We start from the raw sequence: 14,580 nt of genomic DNA, 5'->3' as shown, positions 1-14,580 counted from the left end.
TAAGCCTGCCGCCAGCGTTCAATCTGAGCCATGATCAAACTCTTCAATTCAAGTTCAATCGCTCAATAAACTGCTTAGCTATAAATAAAAACACTACTTAAAAAAGTAATTATGAATTTTCAGTTAAGCACCTATTAAGACTTCAAAATTAAAAATATTTTAAAACAAGTCAATCAACAAGTGCCCACACAGATTGTCTGATACATTGTTAAAGAGCAAAAAACAACGACGCACTTGTAAACTTAAAAATTTCACAACAGTGCGTCGTTGTGTGCGGTGCATTATAGGGATTTTCAAATCCCTTGCAAGTACTTTTTTGTAAAAATATTTAAAAAAATGATCTTTTGATTAAAGCACAAGCGATTAGAGCAAAATATAGATATTTTGAGCTATTTTTTTAATCGTTTTAAAATTCTCGGAAGATCAACAATAGAATCTAACACATAATCAGCTACTTTCTCGCCTTCCTCTGTTACTGGTTTACCTGTACGAACTAATACATTCATTTTCACTTTCGCGCCAATTCCAGCTTTTAGATCTTCAACTTTATCTCCAACCATAATAGATTGCGCAGGATCGATCTTTAATTCTTTGATCGCTTGCAATAGCATTCCAGGTTTAGGTTTCCGGCAATCACAGTCTTCTTTATATTCACCTTTTCCCTCAGGATGATGTGGACAATAGTAAATTCCATCCAGATCCACATCTTGTTCAGCCAATGACCAATCCATCCATTCTGTTAACTGTAAAAACTGATCCTCAGAAAAATAACCACGCGCAATTCCAGATTGATTGGTAACCAACACCAACATATATCCCATTTTCTTTAATTCTCGCAATGCATCAATCGAACCATCAATAAACTTAAAGTTATCAATTTCGTGTACATAACCGTAATCAATATTTAACGTACCATCGCGATCTAAAAAAATAGCCTTCTTCATTCTCTTACCTTTCATACGTATCAAATTGCCGAAAATTATCCATTTAATCCAAGCAATTAGCAAATATAACTCATAACCAATCTGTCTAAAAAAGATAATCTGACATATTGACATAGCAATCTAGACGTCTAGAATACCGAAACAGATTTAAAAACAATAAAGAAAAAGGGCTTATATGATTAAGCTAAGCAATATAACGAAGATTTTTGAGCTGCCTAGTAAGAAATTGACTGCGCTTGATAATGTCTCATTAAACATCGAAAAAGGTCAAATTTGTGGCGTAATTGGTGCATCTGGCGCAGGAAAAAGTACATTAATTCGCTGTGTGAATTTATTAGAAAAACCAACAAGCGGTTCCGTTATTGTTGACGGCGTAGAATTAACAGGACTTTCTGATCGCGAGTTAGTGCGTGCTCGTCGTCAAATTGGAATGATTTTTCAGCATTTCAATTTACTAAGTTCTCGCACTGTCTTTGAAAACGTGGCATTACCCTTGGAATTGGAAGGTGAGTCAAAAACAAAAATCCAAGAAAAAATTACCGCACTTTTAGAGCTTGTTGGTTTAAGTGAAAAACGTGATACTTACCCAAGTAATCTTTCTGGTGGGCAAAAACAACGTGTAGCCATTGCACGCGCCTTAGCGAGCGATCCTAAAGTCTTATTATGTGATGAAGCAACTAGCGCATTAGATCCTGCAACGACACAATCTATTCTTAAATTATTAAAAGAAATTAACCGCACTTTAGGCATTACGATTTTGTTGATTACCCATGAAATGGAAGTTGTTAAACAGATTTGTGATCAAGTTGCTGTCATTGATCAAGGTCACCTAGTTGAACAAGGTACTGTCGGTGAAATTTTTGCAAATCCTAAAACAGAATTAGCACAAGAGTTTATTCGTTCGACCTTCCACATCAGTCTACCTGATGAATATTTGGAAAATCTTACTGATACACCGAAACATAGCAAAGCGTATCCAATTATCAAATTTGAGTTTACTGGCCGATCAGTTGATGCGCCGTTACTTTCTCAGGCATCAAAAAAATTTGGCGTGGAGCTCAGTATCTTAACCTCACAAATCGATTATGCCGGAGGAGTGAAATTTGGTTATACCATTGCTGAAGTAGAAGGCGATGAAGATGCCATTACACAAACCAAAGTTTATTTAATGGAAAACAACGTGCGCGTGGAGGTGCTAGGTTATGTTCAATGATTTCTTGGCAACATTCAGCCAGCAATTAACACCTCAAATGTGGGGCGTTGTCGCAACAGCAACTTATGAAACTATTTATATCAGCTTTGCATCTACTTTACTTGCCGTAGTAGTCGGCGTGCCTGTTGGCGTATGGACTTTCTTAACTGGAAAAAATGAGATTTTACAAAATAACCGCACTCATTTTGTGTTAAACTCGATTATTAATATTGGGCGTTCCATTCCATTTATTATTTTGCTTTTAATCTTATTACCTGTAACACGTTTCATCGTGGGAACTGTATTAGGTACAACAGCAGCAATTATTCCATTAAGTATTTGTGCGATGCCATTCGTGGCTCGCTTAACTGCTAATGCACTAATGGAAATTCCAAATGGTTTAACCGAAGCTGCTCAAGCAATGGGAGCAACTAAATGGCAAATTGTGCGTAAATTTTATTTGCCAGAAGCACTACCTACACTCATTAATGGTATCACGCTTACGCTGGTCACTTTAGTTGGTTACTCGGCAATGGCGGGGACGCAAGGCGGCGGTGGCTTAGGTAGCCTAGCTATCAACTACGGCGTATATCGCAATATGCCTTATGTCACTTGGGTGGCAACCATTATTATTGTGCTATTCGTTATGATTAGCCAAAAACTCGGCGATACACTGGCTAAAAAAGTGGATCATCGTTAATTAAACACAACTCTTAACTTAAACAGGAAGGAAATCCTATGAAATTAAAACAACTTTTTGCAATCACTGCAATCGCATCAGCTCTCGTTTTAACAGGCTGTAAAGAAGACAAAAAACCTGAAGTTGCAGCTGCACCACTTAAAATCAAAGTCGGTGTAATGTCTGGCCCTGAGCACCAAGTTGCAGAAATTGCAGCAAAAGTCGCTAAAGAAAAATATGGTTTAGACGTTCAATTCGTTGAATTCAATGACTATGCATTACCAAATGAAGCTGTATCTAAAGGTGATTTAGATGCAAACGCAATGCAACATAAACCTTATTTAGATGAAGATGCAAAAGCGAAAAATTTAAATAACTTAGTCATTGTGGGTAATACTTTCGTCTATCCATTAGCGGGTTATTCTAAAAAAATCAAAAATGTGAATGAATTACAAGAAGGTGCTAAAGTTGTTGTTCCTAACGATCCAACAAATCGTGGCCGTGCATTAATTCTTCTTGAAAAACAAGGTTTAATCAAATTAAAAGATGCAAATAACCTTCTTTCAACTGTATTAGATATTGTTGAAAATCCGAAAAAATTAAACATCACTGAAGTAGACACTTCTGTTGCAGCTCGCGCATTAGACGATGTTGATTTAGCTGTAGTAAACAACACTTATGCTGGTCAAGTGGGATTAAATGCACAAGATAACGGTGTATTTGTAGAAGATAAAGATTCTCCATATGTGAACATTATCGTTTCTCGTACCGATAACAAAGACAGCAAAGCTGTTCAAGACTTCGTAAAATCTTACCAAACAGAAGAAGTTTACCAAGAAGCTAAAAAATACTTTAAAGATGGTGTTGTAAAAGGTTGGTAATTTCTACCGCACTTTCACGCATTACGAAATCCCTTGCTCTGCAAGGGATTTTTATATCTTATTTCCCTCTACGGCCAATTAATTTCTAGAATTAAAGATCACGCAAGCAATACATACCTTGATAAATTCAAGGCATGAAAAAACCGCACTATAGAAGTGCGGTAGTTTTTTTAATTATTCTTAATCAAGGATTAATGTATTTTTTCTACTTGACCAAATTCTAGTTCAACTGGTGTTGCACGACCAAAGATTGATACAGAAACTTTTAAGCGACCTTTTTCATAATCCACTTCTTCTACTGTACCATTAAAGTCTGCAAATGGACCTTCCGCCACACGAACTTCTTCACCAGGATGATACTCATTGCGGTGACGCGGTTTATCTGTGGTTTGTTCTAAACGGTTTAAAATAGTATCGGCTTCTCGTTTAGAAATTGGCGCTGGTTTATCAGGTGTACCACCAATGAACCCCATAACACGCGGAACACTTTTCACCAAGTGCCATGTTTCATCATTCATTTCCATTTCTACGAGCACATAGCCAGGGAAAAACTTACGTTCGCTTTTACGACGTTTACCTGCAACATTCTCAACGACTTCTTCAGTTGGAACTAACACTTCACCAAATTGGTCTTCCATTTGTTGCTGTTTAATGTATTCACGCAAAGTTAAAGCCACTCGGCTTTCAAAACCAGAAAACGCCTGTAATACATACCAACGTTTTTTTGATACAGTTGTTTCTTCAGTCATTTTAGAATCTCAAATCAGTTAAGAAATTAATTACTGTCACAATAATCGAATCTGTCGCCCAGAAAAATAAGGATGCAATGATTGTTACCCCAATTACGATTAATGTAGTTTGACGCGCTTCTTGGCGACTTGGCCATACCACTTTTTGCGCTTCTATTTTTGAATCTTTAAAGAATGTACGAGCTTTTGTACCTTGATTAGTAATTGCTGCAAATGCAAAAGCAATCACTAATGCAATAACTACACCCACTACACGAATAGGTAATGAATATACTTTTTGGAAATAAACATTACCAATTGCAGCTGCCGCAAAAAAGACTGCGACTAAAATCCAAAGAAGGGTATTTAATCCTTTAGATTTACCTTCTACCACCGTCTCTGGTACATTTTTCTTTTTATCAACAATTTCAGTTGCCATAAATTGAATCCGTTATTTACTTAGGAAAATAAGAATAAAGTTACAAGAACGTGCGATTGTAGCATTTTCTTTTCGCCTTGCCTATTGAAAATCATCAAGCAAAATAGAAAACATAAGGAAAAACAACCGCACTTTTCTATTAAGAATGATATTCTAATTTTGGAGCAGTATTATCTACAATGGTACTTTCATCCACGACTACTTTACGTAAATTTTCGATAGATGGTAAATCATACATCGTATCAAGTAATACAGCCTCGACAATAGAACGTAAACCACGTGCGCCTGTTTTTCTTTCAAGCGCTTTCTTCGCCATTGCTTTTAAAGCTTCTGGAGTGAATTCTAACTCCACATTTTCAAGTCCAAATAAAGCTTGATATTGTTTAGTTAAGGCATTTTTAGGCTGTGTAAGAATTTGCACAAGGGCCTCTTCATCTAATTCACTTAGAGGAGAAATCATTGGTAAACGCCCAATAAATTCCGGAATTAAACCAAACTTCATTAAATCATCAGGTTCTACTTGACGGAATAATTCAGAAAGAGACTTTTCCTCTTCATCCTTTTCTACTTTCGCACTAAAACCGATACTCGTACTTGTTTGTGTACGTTTACTGATAATTTTATCTAATCCCGCAAATGCGCCACCGCAGATAAAGAGAATTTTTGACGTATCCAATTTCACCATTTCTTGCTGCGGATGTTTACGACCGCCTTGAGGTGGAATAGAAGCCACTGTACCTTCAATGAGTTTCAACAATGCTTGTTGTACACCTTCGCCAGATACATCTCGAGTAATTGATGCGCCTTCCGATTTACGGCTAATTTTATCGATTTCATCAATATAGATAATGCCTTGCTCTGCTTTTTCAGTATTATACTCACAGTTTTGTAAAAGCTTTTGTAGAACATTTTCTACATCTTCACCCACGTAGCCAGCCTCTGTCAATGTTGTCGCGTCAGCCATCGCAAACGGCACATTTAAGCGACGAGCTAATGTTTGAGCAAGCAATGTTTTACCACTACCCGTTGGTCCAATAAGCAAGATATTACTTTTACCGAGCTCAACATCGTTATTTTCATGATTAGTTCGTAAGCGTTTATAATGATTGTAAACTGCGACAGAAAGCACTTTTTTCGCATAATCTTGGCCAATAACATAATCATCTAGATGAGCACGAATTTCGTGAGGAGTTGGTAATTTCTCTTCATTTTCTGCCGCACTTTCGTCTACACTTTCATCATTACTTTCTTCAAGCATTGAATGACAAAGTTCAATACACTCATTACAAATATAGCCGTCTGTACCAGCAATTAATTTATCTACTTCGCTTTTTTCTTTTCCGCAAAAAGAGCAATGTAAATCTTTATCTTTGTCTGACATGTGTTTCCTTAACGTTTAATTAAAACTTCATCAACTAAACCATATGCTTTTGCTTCTTCAGCTGACATAAAGTTATCGCGATCTGTATCTTTCTCAATACGTTCGATACTTTGCCCAGTATGAAATGCTAGACGATCGTTTAAGGTGTGTTTAATTTTCAAAATTTCTTGTGCATGAATTTGAATATCGGATGCTTGACCACGGAAACCACCTAAAGGTTGGTGAATCATCACACGCGCATTTGGTAACGCTGCTCGTTTGCCCGCGGTTCCGCCAGCAAGCAAGAATGCGCCCATTGAGCATGCCTGACCGATACAAAGTGTACGAATATCTGGCTTAATAAATTGCATTGTGTCGTAAATAGCCATACCTGCGGTCACAGAACCACCGGGAGAGTTGATATAGATATTTATATCTTTAGTTGGATCTTCAGACTCTAAAAAAAGCAGCTGAGCCACAATGAGATTTGCCATACGATCTTCCACTTCACCACTTAGGAAGATCACACGCTCTTTTAATAAACGGGAATAAATGTCGTATGAACGCTCGCCACGCGAAGTCTGTTCAACAACCATAGGAATTACACTCATGTTCTTACCTTTTTATCTAAAATTGCTAATTATTTTACTCTAAATAACATACAAATAAAAATGCGGTCGCTTTTGTTAAAAAGAGCGACCGCACTTTTATTCAATCATAACGATATTAATTAATCATTATGCCTGTGGATTCATAATTTCATCAAACGAAGAAACTTTTTCTGCAACTTGTGCTTTAGCAAGTACTACATCCACTGCTTGTTCTTCTAATACTACGTTACGAATATTGTTCATTAATTCTTCGTTTTTACTATAGTATTCAACAACCTCAGCTGGTTGCTCGTAAGCTGATGCAATATCTGCAATCATTGCTTTAGCACGTTCTTCATCAGCTTTTAATTCATTAGATTTAATCACTTCAGAGAATAATAAACCTACCTGAACACGACGAGTTGCTTCCGCTTCAAATAATTCACGTGGTAACTGTGAAGCTTGTTGTGCATTACCGCCAAAACGTTGAGCCGCTTGATTGCGTAATACATTAATTTCTTCTTCTACTGCAGAAGCAGGCACTTCAATTGGATTTTGTTCAATTAAGCCGTTAATTACTTGTTGTTTAACACGTGAAACTAATGCATTTTTCAATTCACGTTCCATATTCTTACGAATTTCTACACGTAAATCTGCAACAGATTTAGTATTCGGACCGAACTTAGCAACAAACTCATCTGTTAACTCAGGTAACACCATGTTTTCTACTTTTTTCAAGGTGATTGCAAATTTTGCCGCCTTACCTTTTAAGTTTTCTGCATGGTATTCCGCAGGGAAAGTTACATTAATATCAAATTGCTCACCTGCTTTATGGCCTACGATACCATCTTCAAAACCAGGAATCATACGACCTTGTCCCATAAATAATACGAAGTCAGATGCTTTACCGCCTTCAAACTCTTCGCCATCTACAGAACCAACAAAATCAATAGTTACGCGATCATCTGCTTTTGCTGCAGAGTCGGTTTCTGCCCAAGTTGCTTGTTGTTTACGTAACACATCAACCATTTTATCAATATCAGCTTCTGTGATTTCAACAGTTGGTTTTTCAACTTTAATATTCTCCAAACCTTGTAATTTAACTTCTGGATAAACTTCAAAAGTTGCGGTGAAAGCTAGATCTTTACCTTCTTCAAAAGTTTCAATACCAAAAGTTGGACGACCTGCGATATTAATCTTTTCTGCAATCACGGCATCAAAAAAATGACGTGGTAATAAATCGTTTAATACATCTTGACGGATTGATGCACCGAAACGTTGTTCGATAATATGAGCAGGTACATGGCCTTTACGGAAACCATCTACACGAACATTTTTTGATGCACGTTTAAATTCTTCACGAACTGCTTTAGATACAGTTTCAGCTGGAACGGTGATCGCTACACGGCGTTCTAAACCTTGAGTTGTTTCAATATTTAATGACATTTGTTACCTCAATTAATTTGCACTCGGTAAAAATCCACACCGAACACGTTTGTTAAATAAAATAAGACGCCCAATTATAACGAAAGAAATGTAACCAGTCGATAAAATACTGATTAAAAAATCACATTTTGATAACTTTCAAATATCACCTATAAACAAAAAGTGCGGAGAATTTTCCCCGCACTTTTCTTTTGTCTTCTTTCTGTCTTTAAGACATTCAAGAATACATCAATTATTTGATGATTTTCGCTACAACACCCGCACCTACTGTACGGCCACCTTCACGGATTGCGAAACGTAAACCTTGGTCCATCGCGATTGGGTGGATTAAGCTTACTGTCATCTTGATGTTATCGCCTGGCATTACCATTTCCACGCCTTCTGGTAATTCGATTGTACCAGTTACGTCAGTTGTACGGAAATAGAATTGTGGACGGTAACCTTTGAAGAATGGAGTATGACGACCACCTTCTTCTTTTGATAATACGTACACTTCTGATTCGAAGTCAGTATGTGGTGTGATTGAACCTGGTTTCGCTAATACTTGACCACGTTCGATTTCTTCACGTTTGGTACCACGTAATAATGCACCGATGTTCTCACCTGCACGACCTTCGTCAAGTAATTTACGGAACATTTCAACACCCGTTACAGTAGTTTTCGCTGTATCTTTGATACCTACGATTTCTACTTCATCACCAGTACGGATGATACCACGCTCTACACGACCAGTTACTACTGTACCACGACCTGAGATTGAGAACACATCTTCGATTGGAAGAAGGAACGGTTGGTCAATCGCACGCTCTGGCTCTGGGATGTAAGTATCTAAGTGGTTTGCTAACTCAAGGATTTTTTCTTCCCATTCTGCCACGCCGTTTAATGCTTGTAATGCAGAACCACGTACGATTGGTGTATCGTCACCTGGGAAGTCATATTGAGATAGAAGTTCACGAACTTCCATTTCGACTAATTCTAATAACTCTTCGTCATCTACCATGTCGCATTTGTTTAAGAATACGATGATGTATGGAACGCCTACTTGGCGACCTAATAAGATGTGCTCACGAGTTTGTGGCATAGGACCATCAGTTGCTGCTACGACTAAGATAGCACCATCCATTTGTGCCGCACCAGTAATCATGTTTTTAACATAGTCGGCGTGTCCCGGACAGTCAACGTGTGCGTAGTGACGAGTTGCTGTATCGTATTCAACGTGTGAAGTGTTGATGGTGATACCACGCGCTTTTTCTTCTGGCGCGTTATCGATTTGGTCAAATGCGCGAGCTGCACCACCGTAGTGTTTAGATAATACAGTTGTGATTGCTGCTGTTAAAGTTGTTTTACCGTGGTCAACGTGGCCGATTGTACCCACGTTTACGTGCGGTTTTGTACGTTCAAATTTTTCTTTAGACATTGCTAATGTTTCCTAAGAAGTGCGGTCTAAAACAATCATGTTTTACACCGCTGGTTTACAAAAATTATTTTTTACGCGCTTCAATTACTGCAGCAGCAACACTTGTTGGAGCTTCAGCATATTTTAACGGTTCCATTGAGTATGATGCACGACCTTGAGTTTGTGAACGTAAGTCTGTTGCATAACCGAACATCTCAGAAAGTGGAACTTCTGCATCGATTTTAACAACGAATTCGTTCGCTTCTTGACCGTTAACCATAGCACGACGACGGCTTAAGTCACCGATTACATCACCAACATATTCAGGTGGAGTTTCTACTTCAACTTTCATGATTGGCTCAAGCAATACTGGGTTTGCTTTTGCGAATGCTGCTTTAAATGCTAAAGATGCAGCAAGTTTAAACGCTAACTCAGATGAGTCCACATCATGGTATGAACCGAAGTGTAAACGTACACCAAGATCAACTACAGGGTAGCCCGCTAATGGACCAGATTTAAGTTGTTCTTGAATACCTTTATCAACAGCTGGAATATATTCACCAGGAATTACACCACCTTTGATTTCGTTTACAAATTCATAACCAGGACCTTCTGGATCTAATGGATATAAGTCGATAACAACGTGACCATATTGACCGCGACCACCAGATTGTTTCGCATGTTTACCTTCCACATCATTAACACGAGTGCGGATAGTTTCACGGTAAGATACTTGTGGTTTACCGATGTTAGCTTCCACTTTAAACTCACGTTTCATACGGTCAACGATGATATCTAAGTGTAATTCACCCATACCAGAAATAATGGTTTCGCCAGATTCTTCATCAGTGTGAACACGGAATGAAGGGTCTTCTTGTGCTAAACGACCTAATGCTAAGCCCATTTTTTCTTGGTCAGCTTTAGTTTTTGGTTCTACCGCAACAGAGATTACTGGCTCTGGGAATTCCATACGCTCAAGGATAATTGGTGCTTCAATTGCACATAATGTATCACCAGTAGTTACATCTTTTAAGCCGATAGCAGCTGCGATGTCACCTGCACGAACTTCTTTAATTTCTTCACGTTTGTTAGCATGCATCTGTACGATACGACCAAAACGTTCACGTTTTTGACGTACAGAGTTTAATACTGTATCACCAGAATTAATAACACCAGAATATACACGGAAGAATGTTAAGTTACCTACGAACGGGTCAGTTGCAATTTTAAATGCTAATGAAGAGAATGGTTCTTCATCACTTGCATGACGTTCGCCTTCAGTTTCATCTGGATTGATACCTTTGATCGCCGGAATATCTGTTGGCGCTGGTAAATATTCAACAACGGCATCTAGCATAGCTTGAACACCTTTGTTTTTGAACGCAGAACCACAGGTTACTAAGATAATTTCATTTGCTAATACACGCTGACGTAATGCAGACTTAATTTCTTCTTCAGTTAAGTCTTCACCGCCAAGGTATTTTTCCATTAATTCTTCAGATGCTTCAGCCGCTGCTTCAACAAGGTTTTGACGCCATTCTTCGCAGTCTGCTTGCATATTTGCAGGTACATCTTCATAGGTGAAGGTCATACCTTGGTCAGCTTCGTTCCAGTTAATCGCTTTCATTTTGATCAAGTCAACTACACCGGTGAAGCTTTCTTCTGCGCCGATTGGAAGTTGAAGAGGAACTGCGTTGGCACCTAAACGGGTTTTTAATTGTTCAACTACGCGTAAGAAGTTCGCACCAGTACGGTCCATTTTGTTAACGAACGCGATACGTGGCACTTGGTATTTGTTAGCTTGACGCCATACAGTTTCGGATTGTGGTTGAACACCACCTACCGCACAGTACACCATTACCGCACCATCAAGAACACGCATAGAACGTTCTACTTCAACGGTAAAGTCTACGTGTCCCGGGGTGTCGATAACGTTGATACGGTGTTGTTGGAACTGTTGTGACATACCTGACCAAAATGCGGTAGTTGCCGCAGAGGTAATGGTGATACCACGCTCTTGTTCTTGTTCCATCCAGTCCATCGTTGCTGCACCATCGTGCACTTCACCGATTTTGTGGCTAACACCAGTATAGAATAAGATACGCTCAGTAGTAGTGGTTTTACCCGCATCAATGTGCGCACTGATACCGATATTACGATATCTTTCAATAGGGGTTGTACGAGCCATTATTATAACCTTGTTTATTTAATATCAGTTTATATAAGGGTAAGGCTTCATCAACGATGAAGCCCTTTAAATTCAAAAACTTATTACCAACGGTAGTGAGCAAATGCTTTGTTAGCTTCAGCCATGCGGTGAACGTCTTCACGTTTTTTCACTGCTGCACCTTTATTATCTGAAGCATCAGATAATTCGTTTGCAAGGCGTAAAGCCATTGATTTATCACCACGTTTACGTGCTGCTTCAACGATCCAACGCATACCTAATGCGTTACGACGTACAGGGCGCACTTCAACTGGTACTTGGTAAGTAGAACCACCAACACGACGAGATTTAACCTCAACAGTTGGACGTACGTTTTCAAGTGCAACTTCAAACGCTTCTAAAGGCTCTTTACCTGTGCGTTGTGCTAAAGTTTCTAAAGCACCATAAACGATTGATTCAGCAACGGATTTTTTACCGTCTACCATGATTACATTAATAAATTTTGCAAGTAATTCTGAACCGAACTTCGGATCTGGAAGAATCTTGCGTGCTTCAACACTACGACGACGTGGCATTGCGAATTTCTCCGTATTTTAATCTTCAGGATATCCAAAACCCATCAGCAATATTTCTCTTTGAGAAAATTTGCAGCGCAACGCGCTTTTTGACTGGAGTTTATGGTTTAAATTGTTTTGCTAATTTAGACGTTTGGCCTTACTTAACGGAGAACCATTAAGCTTTAGGACGTTTAACGCCGTATTTAGAACGACCTTGTTTACGATCTTTAACGCCTGCGCAGTCTAATGCACCGCGTACTGTGTGGTAACGCACACCTGGTAAGTCTTTAACACGACCACCACGGATTAATACAACACTGTGCTCTTGAAGGTTGTGACCTTCACCACCGATATAAGAAGTTACTTCAAAACCGTTAGTTAAGCGGATACGACATACTTTACGTAACGCTGAGTTTGGTTTTTTAGGAGTTGTAGTATATACACGAGTACATACACCACGTTTCTGCGGGCAAGCCTCTAATGCAGGAACGTTGCTTTTTACAACCTTTTTCACACGCGGTTTGCGTACTAGCTGGTTGATAGTTGCCATTAAAAAAGCTCCAGTTTAAATGTTATTCAATAATAGAATGTTGTTCAAAAAATCTACTTCCATACAGAAATAGACGGCGAATTTTAATCGTTCTGAGGTTTATTGTCAATAATTAAACAGGTCCAAAGATCCGTGAAAGGATCTTTAGTTGCGTACAAAAACGCTTCCCAAATTCACCGCACTTTTTATTCAAAATGCCAAACCAATTGCCCTAGCGAAATGACGGTTTTATAATTTCTACTTAATTAGTATTAAATTACAATGATTATGTTACGCTCGCTCAAATTTCACTTACGCTATTTCTTCCATAAAAAGCTACGCCAAACACACAGAATTTCCCACAAAAGTTTAGAATTTATCTGCCTAATTATAGGTGCTACATTTGTCTCACTTTTTTCATTTGGCTTTGCTAAATTGTCCGATCTCGGTCTAGAACTAAACGCTCACTGGTCATCTCAATATCCTATTGCAGTTTGGTTTGTGTTACCCATAGGCATGGCTTGCCTGACTTGGTTTACGAAAAAATATACTCCCTATGTTGGAGGAAGTGGTATTCCGCAAGTCATTGCATCAATTAATCTTCCTCATAGTAGCTATAAAACCAAATTAGTTGAATTCAGCCAAACTATTTGGAAAATTCCTCTTACCTTTCTAGCAATGCTTATTGGCGCATCGGTTGGACGTGAAGGTCCATCAGTACAAGTTGGCGCAGCTGTCATGCTTGCATGGGGAAATTATTGTAGAAAACATAATTTAGCATTTAGAGGATTAAGCACCAATGAATTACTTGCCACAGGTGCAGCAGGTGGGCTTGCAGCAGCCTTTAATGCACCTTTGGCTGGCGTGATATTTGCGATTGAAGAACTCGGGCGTGGTGTAATGTTACGTTGGGAACGACGCGTATTGATGGGCGTATTAGCTGCTGGTTTTATTCTTGTCGCGATTCAAGGAAACAGCCCTTATTTTCCACGTTATCAAGGGGCAAGATCTGTTTCTTATCTCTATCTTTGGCTTGCAATTTGTGGGGTGGTTTGTGGCATTCTAGGTGGCATATTCGGACGATTATTAGCAAAAGGTCTCGCAGGATTATCACCTGAAAAATGGCGTGGTTGGGTTCGCCAACATCCTATTTATATTGCTTTATTATTGGGTTTAGTGCTTGCCGCACTTGGCAGTTACACTCATGGACAAACCTATGGCACTGGCTATGAGGTTGTTGCACGCGCCTTAGAAGGGCAAGCTATAGAGCCTGAAATTGGCATCCTTAAACTTTTGGCAACGGTGACCACTTATTGGAATGGTATTGCCGGTGGTATCTTTACCCCATCGTTGACAACAGGCGCGGGCATTGGCGCAATGCTTTGGGATCTCAGTGGCGGTATGGTTGATCAACGTTTTTTGGTGATTTTATGTATGGCGGCGTTTCTAGCTGGTGGCACACAATCGCCAGTTACTGCCAGTGTTGTTGTAATGGAAATGACAGGCGCACAACCCGTTCTCATTTGGCTCTTGATTTCCAGCATTATTGCATCCATAATCTCGCGCCAATTTAGCCCAAAACCATTTTACCACTTTGCTGCAGGCCGTTTTCGCCAGCAAATGCAAGCTCGCCAAGCCGAAGAATTACGCAGCAAAACCGAATAAGAGAAAT

General features: G+C 39.0%; 14 protein-coding genes and 1 rRNA gene (1 of these 15 cut by a window edge). 4 read left to right on the top strand and 11 right to left on the bottom strand.

Going from position 1 to position 14,580, the window contains the following annotated elements:
- Nucleotides 1-50, bottom strand: a 16S ribosomal RNA gene (locus DV428_RS02055) (it extends 1,490 nt beyond the left edge of the window).
- Between the two features lie 339 nt (nucleotides 51-389).
- Nucleotides 390-944 (bottom strand): D-glycero-beta-D-manno-heptose 1,7-bisphosphate 7-phosphatase, encoded by a 555-nt coding sequence (gene gmhB / locus DV428_RS02050; RefSeq protein ID WP_114908509.1) that lies wholly within the window; start codon nucleotides 942-944, stop codon nucleotides 390-392.
- A 175-nt stretch (nucleotides 945-1,119) separates the two neighbouring features.
- On the opposite strand from gmhB, the gene metN reads away from it, so the two are divergent.
- The 3 genes from metN to DV428_RS02035 are packed head-to-tail and all read left to right on the top strand — an operon-like array spanning nucleotide 1,120 to nucleotide 3,696.
- A complete protein-coding gene (metN, locus tag DV428_RS02045; protein WP_114908508.1) occupies nucleotides 1,120-2,157 on the top strand; it encodes a methionine ABC transporter ATP-binding protein MetN in 1,038 nt (345 codons plus the stop codon).
- The gene (locus tag DV428_RS02040; RefSeq protein WP_114908507.1) at nucleotides 2,147-2,836 is read left to right on the top strand and encodes a methionine ABC transporter permease; all 690 of its coding nucleotides are present in this window, start codon (nucleotides 2,147-2,149) and stop codon (nucleotides 2,834-2,836) included. The genes metN and DV428_RS02040 overlap by 11 nt, the downstream gene beginning before the upstream one ends.
- Before the next feature lie 38 nt (nucleotides 2,837-2,874).
- Nucleotides 2,875-3,696: a MetQ/NlpA family lipoprotein gene (locus DV428_RS02035; protein WP_065249304.1), complete on the top strand. Its 822-nt coding sequence runs from the start codon at nucleotides 2,875-2,877 to the stop codon at nucleotides 3,694-3,696.
- A gap of 191 nt (nucleotides 3,697-3,887) precedes the next feature.
- Here the strand turns inward: DV428_RS02035 and nusG are convergent, their stop codons facing one another.
- The 9 genes from nusG to rpsL all read right to left on the bottom strand — a co-directional run bounded on the left by nusG (nucleotide 3,888) and on the right by rpsL (nucleotide 12,929).
- Nucleotides 3,888-4,445, bottom strand: a complete 558-nt coding sequence (nusG, locus tag DV428_RS02030) for a transcription termination/antitermination protein NusG (RefSeq protein WP_005628071.1) — start codon at nucleotides 4,443-4,445, stop codon at nucleotides 3,888-3,890.
- 1 nt (nucleotide 4,446) lies between these two features.
- Nucleotides 4,447-4,863 (bottom strand): preprotein translocase subunit SecE, encoded by a 417-nt coding sequence (gene secE, locus DV428_RS02025; RefSeq protein ID WP_005636067.1) that lies wholly within the window; start codon nucleotides 4,861-4,863, stop codon nucleotides 4,447-4,449.
- Nucleotides 4,864-5,002: 139 nt separating this feature from the next.
- Nucleotides 5,003-6,244 carry an ATP-dependent protease ATP-binding subunit ClpX gene (gene clpX, locus DV428_RS02020; protein ID WP_005628067.1) on the bottom strand — a complete coding sequence of 414 codons (1,242 nt, stop codon included), beginning with the start codon at nucleotides 6,242-6,244 and terminating at the stop codon, nucleotides 5,003-5,005.
- A gap of 8 nt (nucleotides 6,245-6,252) precedes the next feature.
- Entirely contained in the window at nucleotides 6,253-6,834 is a 582-nt protein-coding gene (clpP, locus tag DV428_RS02015) for an ATP-dependent Clp endopeptidase proteolytic subunit ClpP (protein ID WP_005639290.1), read from the bottom strand.
- A gap of 126 nt (nucleotides 6,835-6,960) precedes the next feature.
- Nucleotides 6,961-8,259, bottom strand: coding sequence for a trigger factor (gene tig / locus DV428_RS02010; RefSeq protein ID WP_065249303.1), 1,299 nt, complete (start codon nucleotides 8,257-8,259; stop codon nucleotides 6,961-6,963).
- A gap of 232 nt (nucleotides 8,260-8,491) precedes the next feature.
- On the bottom strand, nucleotides 8,492-9,676 hold the full coding sequence (tuf, locus tag DV428_RS02005; RefSeq protein ID WP_005646706.1) for an elongation factor Tu: 1,185 nt from the start codon (nucleotides 9,674-9,676) through the stop codon (nucleotides 8,492-8,494).
- A 64-nt stretch (nucleotides 9,677-9,740) separates the two neighbouring features.
- The gene (fusA, locus tag DV428_RS02000) at nucleotides 9,741-11,843 is read right to left on the bottom strand and encodes an elongation factor G (protein ID WP_065249302.1); all 2,103 of its coding nucleotides are present in this window, start codon (nucleotides 11,841-11,843) and stop codon (nucleotides 9,741-9,743) included.
- 83 nt (nucleotides 11,844-11,926) lie between these two features.
- Nucleotides 11,927-12,397, bottom strand: coding sequence for a 30S ribosomal protein S7 (rpsG, locus tag DV428_RS01995; protein WP_005626581.1), 471 nt, complete (start codon nucleotides 12,395-12,397; stop codon nucleotides 11,927-11,929).
- Nucleotides 12,398-12,554: 157 nt separating this feature from the next.
- Nucleotides 12,555-12,929, bottom strand: a complete 375-nt coding sequence (rpsL, locus tag DV428_RS01990) for a 30S ribosomal protein S12 (RefSeq protein WP_005543325.1) — start codon at nucleotides 12,927-12,929, stop codon at nucleotides 12,555-12,557.
- 267 nt (nucleotides 12,930-13,196) lie between these two features.
- On the opposite strand from rpsL, the gene DV428_RS01985 reads away from it, so the two are divergent.
- Nucleotides 13,197-14,573, top strand: a complete 1,377-nt coding sequence (locus DV428_RS01985) for a chloride channel protein (RefSeq protein WP_065249308.1) — start codon at nucleotides 13,197-13,199, stop codon at nucleotides 14,571-14,573.
- Nucleotides 14,574-14,580: the final 7 nt, after the last annotated feature.

Origin of the sequence: Haemophilus haemolyticus (assembly GCF_003352385.1) — a bacterium.
Lineage (GTDB): Bacteria > Pseudomonadota > Gammaproteobacteria > Enterobacterales > Pasteurellaceae > Haemophilus > Haemophilus haemolyticus_I.
Note: the sequence above shows the minus strand (reverse complement) of the source record. Positions and strands in the feature narration are given on the sequence as shown.

What these genes read in the sequence shown, in the direction of transcription:
- clpX (WP_005628067.1), bottom strand. Translation starts at nt 6,244, where the DNA reads ATGTCAGACAAAGATAAAGATTTACATTGCTCTTTTTGCGGAAAAGAA.
- DV428_RS01985 (WP_065249308.1), top strand. Translation starts at nt 13,197, where the DNA reads ATGTTACGCTCGCTCAAATTTCACTTACGCTATTTCTTCCATAAAAAG.
- secE (WP_005636067.1), bottom strand. Translation starts at nt 4,863, where the DNA reads ATGGCAACTGAAATTGTTGATAAAAAGAAAAATGTACCAGAGACGGTG.
- tig (WP_065249303.1), bottom strand. Translation starts at nt 8,259, where the DNA reads ATGTCATTAAATATTGAAACAACTCAAGGTTTAGAACGCCGTGTAGCG.
- clpP (WP_005639290.1), bottom strand. Translation starts at nt 6,834, where the DNA reads ATGAGTGTAATTCCTATGGTTGTTGAACAGACTTCGCGTGGCGAGCGT.
- nusG (WP_005628071.1), bottom strand. Translation starts at nt 4,445, where the DNA reads ATGACTGAAGAAACAACTGTATCAAAAAAACGTTGGTATGTATTACAG.
- DV428_RS02035 (WP_065249304.1), top strand. Translation starts at nt 2,875, where the DNA reads ATGAAATTAAAACAACTTTTTGCAATCACTGCAATCGCATCAGCTCTC.
- metN (WP_114908508.1), top strand. Translation starts at nt 1,120, where the DNA reads ATGATTAAGCTAAGCAATATAACGAAGATTTTTGAGCTGCCTAGTAAG.
- rpsL (WP_005543325.1), bottom strand. Translation starts at nt 12,929, where the DNA reads ATGGCAACTATCAACCAGCTAGTACGCAAACCGCGTGTGAAAAAGGTT.
- fusA (WP_065249302.1), bottom strand. Translation starts at nt 11,843, where the DNA reads ATGGCTCGTACAACCCCTATTGAAAGATATCGTAATATCGGTATCAGT.
- rpsG (WP_005626581.1), bottom strand. Translation starts at nt 12,397, where the DNA reads ATGCCACGTCGTCGTAGTGTTGAAGCACGCAAGATTCTTCCAGATCCG.
- tuf (WP_005646706.1), bottom strand. Translation starts at nt 9,676, where the DNA reads ATGTCTAAAGAAAAATTTGAACGTACAAAACCGCACGTAAACGTGGGT.
- DV428_RS02040 (WP_114908507.1), top strand. Translation starts at nt 2,147, where the DNA reads ATGTTCAATGATTTCTTGGCAACATTCAGCCAGCAATTAACACCTCAA.
- gmhB (WP_114908509.1), bottom strand. Translation starts at nt 944, where the DNA reads ATGAAGAAGGCTATTTTTTTAGATCGCGATGGTACGTTAAATATTGAT.